The organism is Pandoraea sp. NE5, from assembly GCF_024363545.1.
GTDB classification, from domain to species: Bacteria; Pseudomonadota; Gammaproteobacteria; order Burkholderiales; family Burkholderiaceae; genus Pandoraea; species Pandoraea cepalis.
Window position 1 is genome coordinate 1,097,858 of record NZ_AP025517.1, and the last position, 13,488, is coordinate 1,111,345.

Annotated in this window: 12 protein-coding genes and 1 tRNA gene; 12 read left to right on the forward strand and 1 reads right to left on the reverse strand. The window is 65.1% G+C overall.

Annotated features, from left to right (window positions below; translation table 11 throughout):
- Positions 1 to 33: 33 nt before the first annotated feature.
- From PanNE5_RS05155 to PanNE5_RS05180, 6 genes are all read left to right on the forward strand, one after another.
- On the forward strand, positions 34 to 1,722 hold the full coding sequence (locus tag PanNE5_RS05155; RefSeq protein ID WP_261939354.1) for an FAD-dependent monooxygenase: 1,689 nt from the start codon (positions 34 to 36) through the stop codon (positions 1,720 to 1,722).
- A gap of 29 nt (positions 1,723 to 1,751) precedes the next feature.
- Positions 1,752 to 1,946: a hypothetical protein gene (locus PanNE5_RS05160; protein ID WP_017235708.1), complete on the forward strand. Its 195-nt coding sequence runs from the start codon at positions 1,752 to 1,754 to the stop codon at positions 1,944 to 1,946.
- 98 nt (positions 1,947 to 2,044) lie between these two features.
- Positions 2,045 to 3,454 (forward strand): MFS transporter, encoded by a 1,410-nt coding sequence (locus PanNE5_RS05165; RefSeq protein ID WP_017235709.1) that lies wholly within the window; start codon positions 2,045 to 2,047, stop codon positions 3,452 to 3,454.
- A 72-nt stretch (positions 3,455 to 3,526) separates the two neighbouring features.
- Positions 3,527 to 4,315, forward strand: a complete 789-nt coding sequence (locus PanNE5_RS05170) for an NYN domain-containing protein (protein ID WP_051060351.1) — start codon at positions 3,527 to 3,529, stop codon at positions 4,313 to 4,315.
- 81 nt (positions 4,316 to 4,396) lie between these two features.
- Positions 4,397 to 4,473 (forward strand) — tRNA-Val (locus tag PanNE5_RS05175).
- 306 nt (positions 4,474 to 4,779) lie between these two features.
- Positions 4,780 to 5,082, forward strand: a complete 303-nt coding sequence (locus PanNE5_RS05180; protein WP_017235711.1) for a hypothetical protein — start codon at positions 4,780 to 4,782, stop codon at positions 5,080 to 5,082.
- Positions 5,083 to 5,169: 87 nt separating this feature from the next.
- Here the strand turns inward: PanNE5_RS05180 and PanNE5_RS05185 are convergent, their stop codons facing one another.
- Entirely contained in the window at positions 5,170 to 6,063 is an 894-nt protein-coding gene (locus PanNE5_RS05185) for a LysR family transcriptional regulator (RefSeq protein WP_017235712.1), read from the reverse strand.
- Positions 6,064 to 6,209: 146 nt separating this feature from the next.
- Between PanNE5_RS05185 and PanNE5_RS05190 the strand changes: the two genes are divergently transcribed.
- The 6 genes from PanNE5_RS05190 to PanNE5_RS05215 all read left to right on the forward strand — a co-directional run bounded on the left by PanNE5_RS05190 (position 6,210) and on the right by PanNE5_RS05215 (position 13,331).
- A complete protein-coding gene (locus PanNE5_RS05190) occupies positions 6,210 to 6,899 on the forward strand; it encodes a glutathione S-transferase family protein (RefSeq protein WP_261939355.1) in 690 nt (229 codons plus the stop codon).
- Positions 6,900 to 6,915: 16 nt separating this feature from the next.
- Positions 6,916 to 7,890: a pyridoxamine 5'-phosphate oxidase family protein gene (locus PanNE5_RS05195; protein WP_261939356.1), complete on the forward strand. Its 975-nt coding sequence runs from the start codon at positions 6,916 to 6,918 to the stop codon at positions 7,888 to 7,890.
- 532 nt (positions 7,891 to 8,422) lie between these two features.
- A complete protein-coding gene (locus PanNE5_RS05200) occupies positions 8,423 to 9,271 on the forward strand; it encodes a DMT family transporter (protein ID WP_261939357.1) in 849 nt (282 codons plus the stop codon).
- Positions 9,272 to 9,376: 105 nt separating this feature from the next.
- Positions 9,377 to 10,273 carry a LysR family transcriptional regulator gene (locus tag PanNE5_RS05205; RefSeq protein WP_017235716.1) on the forward strand — a complete coding sequence of 299 codons (897 nt, stop codon included), beginning with the start codon at positions 9,377 to 9,379 and terminating at the stop codon, positions 10,271 to 10,273.
- Positions 10,274 to 10,385: 112 nt separating this feature from the next.
- Positions 10,386 to 11,720 carry an argininosuccinate synthase gene (gene argG / locus PanNE5_RS05210; protein ID WP_017235717.1) on the forward strand — a complete coding sequence of 445 codons (1,335 nt, stop codon included), beginning with the start codon at positions 10,386 to 10,388 and terminating at the stop codon, positions 11,718 to 11,720.
- A 216-nt stretch (positions 11,721 to 11,936) separates the two neighbouring features.
- Positions 11,937 to 13,331 carry an HdeD family acid-resistance protein gene (locus PanNE5_RS05215; RefSeq protein WP_017235718.1) on the forward strand — a complete coding sequence of 465 codons (1,395 nt, stop codon included), beginning with the start codon at positions 11,937 to 11,939 and terminating at the stop codon, positions 13,329 to 13,331.
- Positions 13,332 to 13,488 lie beyond the last annotated feature (157 nt).

Genomic DNA, 13,488 nt, shown 5'->3' on the forward strand with positions numbered 1-13,488 from the left:
TACGTGCCGAGCCGAATTTTTGGGTGTCGCATCATGCATCGACCAGAGACCACCCCGCGCGCGTCGCTTTATCACGCGTACCGCGTCCATCCGCACTTTGCGCCGCAGGGCGAGACAACCCCGGACGTCCCTGTCACCGTCGTGGGCGGCGGCCCCATCGGTATGGTCACCGCACTCGCGTTGGCACGCCATGGGGTGCGCTGTGTCGTGCTCCAGGCCGAACAGCAAGTCTCGGAAGGCAGCCGCGCCATCGTCTTCACGCGTCGCTCGCAGGAGATTCTGCAAGCCGTGGGCGTGGCCGACGCGGTCCTCGCCAAGGGCCTGCCATGGACCAGCGGGAATTCTTACTATCGCGGCCAGCGCGTCTTCCGCATGGAGTCGCCGGTGGACGAAGACGACCGATTCGCGCCGCTGATCAACTTGCAACAGAACGTGCTCGAGAGTTATCTGGTGGACGCCGTCGAGCGCCAGCCGCTCATCGAGATGCGATGGGGCAACAAGCTCGTTGCGCTGACGCAGGATGACCACGGCGTGGCACTGCAGATCGATACGCCCGAGGGCGAGTACACGCAACGCACGCGCTGGCTCGTCGCCGCCGACGGCGCGCGCTCGACGGTGCGCACCGCGCTGGGCCTGCGTTTCGAAGGGGCGAGCTACGAAGGCCGCTTCGTCATCGCCGACATCCGCATCGATCTCGATCTGCCCACCGAGCGCCTGGCGTACTTCGCCCCCGACTGGAATCCCGGCAACACGGTGCTCATGCATCGCGAGCCGGATGGCATCTGGCGCGTGGATTATCAATTGCCGGCGTCGGAGACGTCCGAGCACGCGCTGCAACCCGAGACGATTCGCGAGCGCATCGACGCGCAGCTCGACATGATGGGTCTCGGCGGCACGCCGTGGGAACTCGACTGGTGTTCGGTCTATTCGGCGCGCGCGCTTACGCTGCCCGACTACGTGCACGGACGCATTCTCTTCGCGGGCGACGCCGCTCACCTGCTGCCGATCTTCGGTGTGCGTGGGGCCAACACTGGCTTCCAGGACGCCATCGATCTGTCGTGGAAACTTGCCGCAGTTGCCAAGGGTGCGGCACCGGCGTCGTTGCTCGCGTCGTACACAAACGACCGCGTGGGCGCGGCGCGCGAGATCATCGCGGAGGCCGGCAAGAGCACACGCTTCATGACGCCACCCTCACATGGCTTCCGTGTGTTGCGCGACGCCGTGCTCGATCTCTCGCTCGATCACGAATTCGTGCGGCCGCTGTTCCACTGGCGCACCTCGCGCGCGCACGACTATCGCGACTCTCCGCTCAACAGCCCCAACGACGACAACGCGCGGATGACGGCGGGACCCGGCGCCGGTGCGCCGGCGCCGAACGTCAAGCTCGGCGACAACGACTATCTGTACGACCACCTCGGCGCCGCGTTCCATCTGGTGACGTTTGGCGATGCCCCGCTCGACGATGTCGTGCGTCATGCGCTGGTGACGTGGCGCGAGCGCGGTGTGCCGGTGAAGGTGATCGCGTTCGCGCCGTCGGAAGACGACGTGACGGGCGCGGACCTCACGCTGCCCGATCCGACGGGCCATGCCGCGACGAAGTACGGTGCCGCCAGCGGCACGGCGTACCTCGTGCGTCCCGATCATCATGTCTGCGCCCGCTGGCAGCAGCTCGACGCCACGCGTCTTGCCAGCGCGCTCGCTCAGGCGACGGCCCACGCCTGAGCCGTCACGTCATACAAGGAAGCTCTGCCATGACTGCCCAACAAACCGCCATCGCCGGACTCGAGGAGATTTACGACACCCTCGCGCTGGCCATCGACGCCGCACCGGACGACAAGCGCGAGCTGCTGCTCGCCAAAGTCGTTCTGCTGTTGGCACACGAGATCGACGATCCACAGCGCGTGATCGACTGCATTCAGCAAGCCGCCCGCAGCGCGCAGGATTAAACACGGTTCCCTTCGGCGTCCGCCCTCGATGGCGGACCCGTTTTCATCACACCGCCACACAATATCCGAGGCGGGGAGCGTTGGAGAAGACACCCATCATGAGTCGTATCACGTCTGCCGCCGGTATCGCCGGCGGAATCGCTGCACCCGCATCGCCCGCCGCTGTCGCCCTCGATGGCACGCCGGCGTCGCAGTGTCTTCCGAACGAGGCCCTGGAGCGCGAAGTCGTACGCAAGGTCTCGCGCCGTCTGCTCGGCTTCCTGTTCGTGCTGTTCCTGTTCTCGTTTCTCGATCGCATCAACGTCGGCTTCGCCGCGCTCACGATGAGCCAGGATCTGAAGCTCACGAGCACGATGTTCGGCATGGCCTCGACCGTGTTCTACCTCACGTATGTGCTGTGCGGTGTGCCGAGCAATCTGATGCTCGTGAAGGTCGGCGCGCGTCGCTGGATCGGCACGATTCTGATCGCGTGGGGCTTCGCTTCGAGCGCCACGATGTTCGCGCACGACGCCACCAGCCTCTATCTGATTCGCGCCATCGTCGGCATTACCGAGGCAGGCTTCCTGCCGGGCATGCTGCTCTATATGGGCGACTGGTTCCCTTCGGCCGCGCGCGCACGCGCCAATGCCTGGTTCATGATCGCCATGCCGGTGACGTCCGCACTCGGCGCCGCCGCATCGGGCTATTTGCTGCGGCTCGACGGCGTAGGCGGACTCGCCGGGTGGCAGTGGCTCTTCGTGCTCGAAGGACTGCCGACGGTCTTGCTCGGCGTCGTCACCTGGTGGTATCTGGACGACAAACCCGCCGACGCGCGCTGGTTGAGCGTCGCCGAAAAGCGCGCGCTCGACACGATGATCGCCCGCGACCGTGCCGCCGCGCTCACGCAACAGACGGGCGGTGCGGCGCACGCCGGCAACAGTATGTGGCGCGCCATTCTCACACCGAGCGTGGCGAAGTTTGCGCTGGGGTATTTCTGCCTCGTCAACACGCTCTCGCTGGCGTCGCTGTGGATTCCGCAGATCGTGAAGAGCTTCGGCACGACGAGCAGCAACGTGACCATCGGCCTGCTCGCGGCGATTCCGTCGGTCTGCACGATTGCCGGCATGATCTGGTGGGGACGCCGCTCCGACCGGTTGCAGGAACGCCGCTGGCATCTGGTGCTGCCCATGCTCTTCTCTGCGGCGGGCTGGGTCGTCACGTGCTTCGCGCCAGAGCCGTCGCTGCGCCTCGCCGGGGTAGCGATGGCCTCGACCGGCGCCTACACCGCCATGGCGATCTTCTGGACGGTGCCCGACCGCAGTCTCGCCCCGCATACGCGCGCGCTCGGACTGGCGGTCATCAACGCCGTCGGCAATCTCGGCTCGGCGCTCAGTCCGATTGTCGTGGGCGCACTCAAGGACTGGACGCACTCGTTCACCTCGGGCCTGATGTTCGCTGCCGTGAGCTTGCTCGTCGGCATTGCGGTGCTGTGGTTCGCCCCGCTGGGGCAGCGTCGCGGCAACCGCTGATTCCGGTCACGGCATGACGGACACCGTTCCGGGCCATAATGCGAAACGTCTTCGCGTTCAAGGAACCCCGTCATGCCAGTGACACCCCCTGTGGCCGCCCAAGGCCCCACGCTCGTCGTTCTGATCGACGCCGATAACGCCGCGCCCGCCATCGTCGAAGGACTGCTCACCGAAGTGGCCAAGTACGGCGTGGCGAGCGTGAAGCGCATCTACGGCGACTGGACCAAACCCAATCTCGACGGCTGGAAGAAGTGCCTGCTCGAATACTCGATCCAGCCGATTCAGCAGTTCCGCTACACCGTCGGCAAGAACGCCACCGACAGCGCCATGATCATCGACGCGATGGATCTGCTCTACACGGGACGCTTCGACGGCTTCTGCCTCGTCTCCAGCGACAGCGATTTCACGCGGCTCGCCTCGCGCATTCGTGAGCAGGGACTGATCGTGTACGGCTTCGGCGAGCGCAAGACGCCGCAGCCGTTCGTCACGGCCTGCGACAAGTTCATCTACACGGAATTGCTGCGTCAGGACGACGAGCCGGACGGCGACGAAGCCCCGGCGCCGCGCAAGCGCCGCAGCGCGTCGGACCTGAAGCGCGACACGCGCCTCGTGCGGCTGCTGCGTAACGCGGTGACCGGCGTGTCGGACGAGGACGGCTGGGCGAGTCTTGGCCCCATCGGCAGCCATATCGCCAAACAGGCGCCGGACTTCGACTCGCGCAATTATGGCTTCGGCAAGCTGAGCGACCTCGTGGCGACCATCGGCCTGTTCGACGTCGAGCAGCGCACGGGCAGCGGTGGGAACAAGAGCCTCTGGGTACGGATCAAGCCCAGGCGAGGCACGGCGAAACGCGGCGAATGAGCGCGCTCGAAACTTTTTTCGACGATATCGCGCGAAACACTTGTCAGGTTCCGGAATTCCCCCTATACTCGCGGTCTTTCTAGGCTCGTAGCTCAGCTGGTTAGAGCACCACCTTGACATGGTGGGGGTCGTTGGTTCGAGTCCAATCGAGCCTACCAACGAATCAAAAGCACAAGGCGTTGCGCGTTTTTCGCGTAACGCCTTTTGTTTTTTCCGCGACCGCGCGAAGACCATCGCCCGCGTTACAAAACGACACATCCCCGACAAACTGGTAGCACCTGCCGCGCGGGGTCATCGATACACTGGCTTCAACGGTTCGACGAAAGGCATCAGGATGGGAATGCTTCCCGGCTTGCACCGCCTTCGCGAATCGATCCGACTCACTGGCTTCATTGCCCACGCGCACGCAGTCGCACCATGTCATCAAATGATGCATCGACCTGCGAGCGCCTCCGGAGGACATTATGAAACGCATTCTTATCGTCGCTGCCCTCGGCGCTGTCGCCGCTGTCGCGTCGAGCGCCGCGTCGGCCCATGTGGATGTTGGTGTCTATCTGGGGTTGCCCGCCCCTGTGATTGAAGCGCCGCCGGTCTATGTGGCACCGCAGCCTGTCTATGTGCAGCCGCGCCCCATGTACGAAGCCCCGCGTCCGGTTGTCTACTACGGTCGCGACCGCTGGGACGACTGGCGTGATCGCCGCTGGGAAGACCGTCACGATCGCGGCCACCACCGCGGCTGGGGCTGGCGTCACGGCGACGACGACTGATCCTAGAACGAACGAAGCGGTCCGCCGATTGGCGTCGGTGGGCTTTTTACGCGGGAAGCGGCACTGTCGCTTTCCGCGTTCTTTTGTTCATCGCATCGACACGTCGCGCAACTCCCGCTTCATCCATTCCACGAACACGCGCGTGCGCGATGGCAACAGTCGCGCGTGGGGATACACGATATTGACCGGCCGTGCCGGTCCTTCGTAGTCCTTGAGCACGCGTACCAGACGGCCGTCGGCCATCGGCGCGGCGACCTGATACGAGAGGAAGCAGCCGTAGCCCATTCCGCCCAGGCACGCGTCAATGGCCGTGAGGCCATGGCTGACCTCGAGATTGCCGTCGACCGGTACGACGAATTCGCGTCCGCCCTCCCAGAACCGCCACTGTCCGAAGCCGCCACCATGCGAGCGGATGCAATTTTTGCCCGCCAGGTCGCGCGGGTGCTTCACTTCCCCCTGCTCGGCCAGACACGCCGGACTCGCCACCACCACGCGACGAATGGCCCCGAGGCTTTGCGCAACGAGTGTGGAGTCGTCCAGCGGCGAGATGCGAATCCCGACGTCGATGCCTTCCTCCCAGAGATTCACCACGCGATCGTTGAGCAACAGACGGCATTTGACGGCCGGATACGCGCGCAGGAAGCGATATAGCGCGGGCGCGACGTGCAACTGTCCAAACAGCACCGGCGCCGTGACCACGAGTGTGCCGCTCGGCGCCTCGTGCCGCGCCGCCAGTCGCGCTTCCGCCTCCTGGAGTTCGCTCAGGATCTGGCGGCACGTGTCGAGATACGTCCGCCCCTCTTCAGTGAGCGCGATACGGCGCGTGGTGCGATTGAGCAGCCGGACATCGAGCGATGTCTCGAGCGCCGCCAGCGTGCGCACGACCGCCGGGAGGGAGGAGTCGAGCGCGCGCGCCGCCGCACTCAGGCTGCCCTGATCGACGATGGCGACGAACGTCTGCATGGCACGAAGTTTATCCATACCGCACATCATTACTCCGAATATTGGAGCAGTCAAATCAGCTCTGCGGCATTTATCCGGAAATCGGCTTGATGGAAAATCGGTGCATCGCGTGACACGCCTGAGCGCAGGACTCACGCGGCCTCGCTCACCACCGGAGACATCTCATGGCCCACCCCGCCGAAACGCATGCCCCCTCACCCGAGCCGTCCTTGCGCCCAACGCGTCCGATTCGCCTGTATCGGCATGCGCTGTCAGGCCATTGCCATCGTGTCGAACTGATGCTGCACCTGTTGGATCTGCCATACGAGACCATCGACATCGACCTGATGACGGGGGAGCAAAAGCAACCGGCGTTTCTTGCGCTCAACCCGTTCGGGCAAGTACCGGCCATCGACGATGACGGGCAGGTGATTGCCGATTCGAATGCGATTCTCGTCTACCTCGCAAGTCGCTACGATGCGCATGGGACCTGGTTGCCCCGTGACCCCCTGACGGCCGCCACGGTGCAGCGCTGGCTGTCGGTGGCTGCGGGCGATCTGGCCTTCGGACCGGCGGCCGCGCGCGTGGTTGTCGTGTTCAAGCGTCCCATCGACGCCACGGCGATGATCGAGCGCGCCACACTCCTCCTGTCGCGCATGCAAGCCCATCTGTCGGCACCGCAGGCGACGCCGTTTCTCGCCGGCGACACGCCAACGATTGCCGACGTGGCGTGCTATACGTATCTCGCGCATGCGCCCGAGGGCAACGTCCCGCTCGAACCGTATCCGGCCGTGCTTGCGTGGTTGGCCCGTGTCGCCGCGTTGCCGCGCTTCGTGCCGATGGTGTCGAGCGCTTGCGGCCTGAACGCCGCCTGAGCCTCGGGAGGACATCATGAATACGTCCGAATCCCCTTCGGTCCCCACGTCACCGTTCCATACAGGCGAACTCGCCGTGCAGACACTGGCCGGTTCGCGTGAAGCGATAGCGGATATCGGGGCGCGGGTGATCCGCAGCGCGATGCCCGATCAGCATCGTCAGTTCTTCGCCCAGTTGCCGTTTCTGGTCGTGGGTGCGCTCGACGCGCGGGGGCAACCCTGGGCAACGCTGTTAAGCGGCACGCCCGGCTTCGCCCAGGCGCCGGAGCCGACGTTGCTGCGGGTGAATGCCTTGCCGCCCGCCACCGATCCTTTGTACGGCGCCGTGACGCCAGGCGCGCCGGTGGGCGTGTTGGGGCTCGAGCCGTCGACACGCCGCCGGAATCGTGTGAACGGACAGGTCGTCGACGCAGATGCGCAGGGCTTTGCGATTCGCGTTGCGCAGAGCTTCGGCAACTGCCCGCAGTACATCCACAAACGCGACATCACGCCGCAAGCGCACGCGGGACGGGCACTGGCCGAGCCGCCGCGGACATCGCTCGACGACGATGCGCAATGGCAGATCGCGAGCGCCGACACGTTCTTCATCGCCACGCATTACGCGGGCGACGGCGCGACCGAGCGCAGCGCCGGTACGGACGTCTCGCATCGCGGCGGCAAGCCGGGCTTCGTGCGTGTCGACGATGCCAACACGCTGACGTGGCCCGACTTCCGTGGCAACGCCTACTACAACACGCTGGGCAATCTGCACGCCAATCCGAGGGCGGGACTGGTGTTCGTCGACTTTGCGTCGGGCGACTTTCTGCACGTGGCAGGCGACGCGGAAATTCTTTGGCAGGACGAAACGACGAGCGGCTTCGCCGGCGCACAGCGGCTTGTGCGCATGCGGGTGCGCGAGGTTCGGCGCGTGCATGGCGCGCTGCCGGCCGCGTGGCGCGATGGCGAGACGTCACCGAGCGTCGAACGCACGGGCGCATGGCCAACCGCTTGATACTGCGCGCTCACACCCCATTCGCCTCGGGCTCACCTCGGGCTCACTTCGGGCTCACCTCGGGTTCGCCTCGCGCTTGCCGCAAGGGTTCGCTGCGTGTAAAGTGTGCCCACGCCCGTCGAGTGACGGGCGCCTCTTTTCTCCTCATCGATCCATGACTGTTCACACGTCCCTTCGACTTGCCGTAGCACCGCCGCAACGCGCGGTGGGTGCACGTCTGCGCGGACGTTTTGCAGCAGTCGCGCCTCCCCCGCCGGCCGGCGTGGCACCGCCCGCTGGGGTGGTCGCTGCCGCAGTCGCCGATACCGGCGTCGTGGCCTGACGCCACGGTTGGCGCGCCGGGCGTTCGTCGCCCGGCACAACACCTTTTCATTCGAATTTCAGTTTCGATCCGCCTGTCAGCGCGTCGAACGCCGTGACGTTGTGTCATGCCGTGTCGGCGACGGCGTCGCGTCACAGGGAGCGGCGTTCTTGAGCCGTTTTCATTGACGTCGCGCCCGGCAGGCTGGACATCCTGTTCAGGGGAAGATCGATGCAATCAGAAGGTCTCGCGTGGCGCCGGCACGGCGCGACGCTCTTGTTTGTCCTGCTTTGGAGCGGCGGCGCACTGGCTGCCAAATGGGGGCTGGCGCATGCGTCGGCGTTTGCGTTTCTCGTCATTCGACTGGGGGTGGCGCTGGCTGCGCTCACACTCATCGCACTGACGCGCCGTCAATGGTGGCCGGCCGCGAACACCCGGTGGCAGGTGGCGGGCACCGGTGTGCTGCTCATTGGCGGCTATCAGGCGGCGTACCTGCTGGCGCTCTCGCACGGCGTCACGCCCGGCGCACTCGCCACGGTGCTGGGCGTGCAGCCGATTCTCACGCTGGTGGCGCTGGAGCGGGCGCATAGCGCGCGACGTCTCACCGGACTTGCGCTCGCTCTCGCCGGACTCGCACTGGTCGTCGCGCAAAGCCTGATGTCGGCGCGGTTGTCGGCGGCGGGCTCACTGTGGGCGCTGGCCGCGCTGGCGTGCATGACGCTGGGTACCCTCGCGCAGAAAGGCTCGCGACAAACGCCGCTCGACGTACTGCCGCTGCAATACGCGGTCGGGTTCGCGCTGGCGTTGCTCGTCGTGCCCACGCAACCGTGGCACGTCGACGCGTCGCTCGGTTTCTGGCTGCCGCTGCTCTATATGGCGCTCGTGATTTCGGTCGGCGCGACGCTGCTGCTCTACCGCATGATCGCGACGGGCAATCTCGTCACCGTCACCAGCCTGTTCTATCTGGTGCCCGTAGTGACGGCGCTGCTCGACTGGGGCATCTTCGGCCATCGTCCCACGGCGCTCGCCGTCGCAGGCACGGCCGCGATCCTGCTGGGACTGCGATTGGCGCTTCGATAGGTCAGTCGCGCGTCATCTCGGCTAAGATTGTCGGCTACCGGGTGACAATGCTGGGGCGAATCCCCTCGTTGTCACCTGGATCTTCTTATGACTGGGAGCTTGCGGATGGATTTACTCGACGACATGCGGATCTTCGTCACTGCGGTCGATGCCATGAGCTTCACGGGCGCGGCGGCGAAGCTCAGCCTATCGAAACAGTTCGTGAGCCGCCGTATCTCGTCGCTGGAGCAGGCGCTTGGCGTGCGTTTGTTGTTGCGGACGACGCGGCGACTCGCGGTCACGGACCTCGGCCGCGTCTATTACGAGCGCGCGCGGCGCATTCTCGACGACGTGGAGGCGGCCAACCTCGCCGTGAGCAGTCAAGGGGAGCGCCCGCGTGGCAATCTGCGGGTCTCCGCCCCCATGTCATTCGGCACGATGTTTCTCGGGTCGGTCATTCCGTCGTTTCTCACGACCTATCCGGACGTCACCATCGAGCTGGAACTCAACGACCGCACCGTCGACATCATCGGCGAAGGCTACGACGTGGCGGTGCGCATCGGTGCACTGGCCGATTCGTCGCTGATCGGCCGGGCGGTCGCGCCCATGCGCATGGTGACCTGCGCCAGCCCGCGGTATCTGGAGGCGCACGATGCGCCGCAAACGCCGGAAGCGCTGCGCGAGCACGCCCTGCTGCCCTATGGGCATAGCCAGCGCGTGAGCTGGACGTACACGCGAGACGGTCATCCGGTCGAAATTCCGGTGACCGGTCGCCTGCGCGTGAACAATGGCGAACTGGCACGTGACGCCGCCGTGGCCGGGCTCGGCATCACGTGGCTGCCGGTGTTCATCGTGGCGCCCGCCTTGCTGAGTGGGCGGCTGGTCACGGTCCTCGACGCGTTCGCGCCCGCCCCGTCGGCGATCCACGTGGTCTATCCGCAGCATCGACAGGCATCGCTCGTGATTCGCGCGTTTTCCGATTTCCTGTCGTCCGCATGTAGCGTGGCCGGTACTCAATGGTGACCTTTTGCGCAATGTTTGGCGTCCCGACGCACGGGAATCGGCCGTCAGACTTGACCATCCATAGCCCGGACGGGGATACTTGACAGGTTAAAAACCCAGCTTTTCCACGCCGATGACCACGATTCTGCAACACATTCCCACGGGACAACGGGTCGGCATCGCCTTTTCGGGCGGTCTCGACACCAGCGCTGCGCTGCTTTGGATGCGCCAAAAGGGCGCGATTCCGTACGCTTACACGGCCAATCTGGGTCAGCCGGACGAACCCGACTATGACGAAATCCCGCGCCGCGCCATGGGTTACGGCGCCGAGAACGCCCGTCTGATCGACTGCCGTGCGCAACTCGTGGCCGAGGGCATCGCCGCTCTGCAATCGGGCGCGTTCCACATCTCGACCGCCGGCGTCACGTACTTCAACACCACGCCGATCGGCCGCGCCGTCACGGGCACGATGCTCGTCGCGGCAATGAAGGAAGATGACGTCAATATCTGGGGCGATGGCAGCACGTACAAGGGCAATGACATCGAGCGCTTCTACCGCTACGGTCTCTTGACCAACCCGGGCCTGCAAATCTACAAGCCGTGGCTCGACCAGACGTTCATCGACGAACTGGGCGGCCGCAAGGAAATGTCGGAATTCCTGATCGCCAACGGCTTCGATTACAAGATGTCGGTCGAGAAGGCCTATTCGACGGACTCGAACATGCTGGGGGCGACGCACGAAGCCAAGGACCTCGAGCACCTGAATTCGGGCATCAAGATCGTGCAGCCGATCATGGGCGTGCCGTTCTGGCGCGACGACTGCGCGATCAAGGCCGAAGAAGTCACCGTGCGCTTCGAAGAAGGCCAGCCGGTGGCGCTCAATGGCAAGACGTTCGCGAGCGCCGTCGAGTTGTTCGAGGAAGCCAATCGCATCGGCGGCCGTCACGGCCTGGGCATGAGCGATCAGATCGAGAACCGCATCATCGAAGCCAAGAGCCGTGGCATCTATGAAGCCCCGGGCCTCGCGCTGCTGTTCATCGCGTACGAGCGTCTGGTCACCGGCATCCACAACGAAGACACCATCGAGCAATATCGCGAGAATGGCCGCCGCCTCGGCCGTCTGCTGTATCAGGGCCGCTGGTTCGACCCGCAAGCCATCATGCTGCGCGAGTCGGCACAGCGCTGGGTGGCACGTGCCGTGACCGGCGAAGTGACCGTCGAGCTGCGTCGCGGCAACGATTACTCGCTGCTCAACACGACGTCGCCGAACCTGACGTACAAGCCCGAGCGTCTGACGATGGAAAAGGGGGACTCGGTGTTCACGCCGCTCGACCGTATCGGCCAGCTCACGATGCGCACGCTCGACATCGTCGACACGCGCGAGAAGCTCATGACCTATGCCAAGGCCGGTCTGCTCACCGCATCGAGCGGCGACGCCCTGCCGCAGCTCGAAAGCAAGAAGGACTGAGTCGGCCAACACTCGCCGTGCCTCTCGGGGCGCTGCGAGTATCGCCCGCCACAACAGGCGGCGCGCCCTGAAAGGAGCGCGCCGCCTTTGTTTTTGGTCTGTCACGGTTCACACGCTAAGATAGCGTCAAAATCAGCCACATCCCCAATCGTTACGCATTCGGGCTGCGCGCCGTGTCCCGTTTCGCGGACAGGCGCATGCGATGGAGACCCTGCGTTGGTACGCTTGATATTGCTGTTGCTCGGCGTCGATTACTTGCGCCGCCGCGCCCTCGCCCTGATTTGGATCGGGGCGATTTTCTTCGCTTTCGGGCTGGCGCTGATCGTCGATGCCCTCGACGGGGTGGTGCACTTCCCGCTCAACGTGTTCGCCTGGCTGCTGCTGCTCGAAGGCCTGGCGACGCTGGCCATCGTCAGCATTGGCGTTGGCGGCCAGCGCATCGTGCGCGCACTCAAGGGCGGCACCTTTACCCTCGCCGCGTTGCTGGTGCTCTTCTTTCATCAACAGCACGGTAACTTCTGGCTGTCGATGTTGTTCGGTACGCTATTCCTCGCCGATGGGCTGCTGCAATGCGTGGCGGCCTATGTCGTGCGGTATCCGCGCTGGATGTGGGCCACGGCGGGGGGATTGGTCGAGATTGCCGTGGCGATCTTCTTTTATCAGCCGTATCCGACGCACTACAAGGGCACCTTGCCCTACGCCATCGGGCTGGGGCTCGCGTTCACCGGGTGGAACTTATTGGTCCTCGCCATGCGCGCGCGGCGCCTGCGCCGCGACTTCCGCGTCGAGCAGGTTCTCGGCAGCCCCAGCGACAAACGCGGCTTGTGGAGGAATCGTCCCCGCGCACCGCGCTGGGAGGGCCCACCCGCCGACGGCGAACCCGCGTTGACGGTGCACGTCTGGACGCCATCGGGCTCGTCCAAGGCCCCGGCGCGCCGTCACCCGGTCATCGATCGTTATATCGCCGCCGTCGACGGGAATGGTGTGATCTCGACGGGTCACGCCGCGCTGGAGAGTCACGAAGGCGTGTATGTGAGTCTGTATCCCGCCAAGGAAATCGACCGTTCTCCGGATCAATTCGGGCAACTGCTGCGCGCCACGCGCGAGAATGACGTCCCCGGCGTGTTCCAGCCGGACTATGCAACGGAATCGAAGGCCTGGTGCGCGTCCACCGTCAAGGTGCGTATTCGCAATTACAGCCCGCGTCAGCTAGGCACGTTCTGGCAGGCTTACCGTCAGGACGCCACCTATAACCTCACGCACCGCAACTGCTCGAGCAGTGTGGCCAAGGCGCTCGAGGCCGCAATCGAAGGCCGCGTGGGTCAACTGCCCGGCGGGGCGGATGCCGGCTGGTGGACGTTCGTACGTCTGTGGCTCACGCCCGAGTTGTGGGTCGCCGCGCAACTGCGCAAGCGGGCCGAGACGATGGCGTGGACGCCGGGCCTGGTGCTCGATTACGCGCGTGCCGTGAGCATGCTTGTCGACCCGCGTCCGTTCGGCTGGATCACGATGTCGTCGCTCGCGCTGCGTCGCATGCGCCGGGCGCGTCGCGCGTGGCAGGACGCCGCCGATCAGGCGAGCGTCGCACAATCGCAGGAAAATCGGCCCTAGCACGGCCGACGGAACACCGAAACGCCCGAGACATCTGAATGGCGACGGCGTAACGTCATGGATACGACGCAAGGCAATGGCAGCAGGTCCGCGGGCGACGCGTGAGCTTCACTCACGCATGCTTCAGAAGCACAACTCAATACGAGGACAGTTCAGT

Coding starts and splice junctions, on each gene's coding strand:
- PanNE5_RS05155 (WP_261939354.1), top strand. CDS start 34: ATGCATCGACCAGAGACCACCCCGCGCGCGTCGCTTTATCACGCGTAC.
- PanNE5_RS05160 (WP_017235708.1), top strand. CDS start 1,752: ATGACTGCCCAACAAACCGCCATCGCCGGACTCGAGGAGATTTACGAC.
- PanNE5_RS05165 (WP_017235709.1), top strand. CDS start 2,045: ATGAGTCGTATCACGTCTGCCGCCGGTATCGCCGGCGGAATCGCTGCA.
- PanNE5_RS05170 (WP_051060351.1), top strand. CDS start 3,527: ATGCCAGTGACACCCCCTGTGGCCGCCCAAGGCCCCACGCTCGTCGTT.
- PanNE5_RS05180 (WP_017235711.1), top strand. CDS start 4,780: ATGAAACGCATTCTTATCGTCGCTGCCCTCGGCGCTGTCGCCGCTGTC.
- PanNE5_RS05185 (WP_017235712.1), bottom strand. CDS start 6,063: ATGGATAAACTTCGTGCCATGCAGACGTTCGTCGCCATCGTCGATCAG.
- PanNE5_RS05190 (WP_261939355.1), top strand. CDS start 6,210: ATGGCCCACCCCGCCGAAACGCATGCCCCCTCACCCGAGCCGTCCTTG.
- PanNE5_RS05195 (WP_261939356.1), top strand. CDS start 6,916: ATGAATACGTCCGAATCCCCTTCGGTCCCCACGTCACCGTTCCATACA.
- PanNE5_RS05200 (WP_261939357.1), top strand. CDS start 8,423: ATGCAATCAGAAGGTCTCGCGTGGCGCCGGCACGGCGCGACGCTCTTG.
- PanNE5_RS05205 (WP_017235716.1), top strand. CDS start 9,377: ATGGATTTACTCGACGACATGCGGATCTTCGTCACTGCGGTCGATGCC.
- argG (WP_017235717.1), top strand. CDS start 10,386: ATGACCACGATTCTGCAACACATTCCCACGGGACAACGGGTCGGCATC.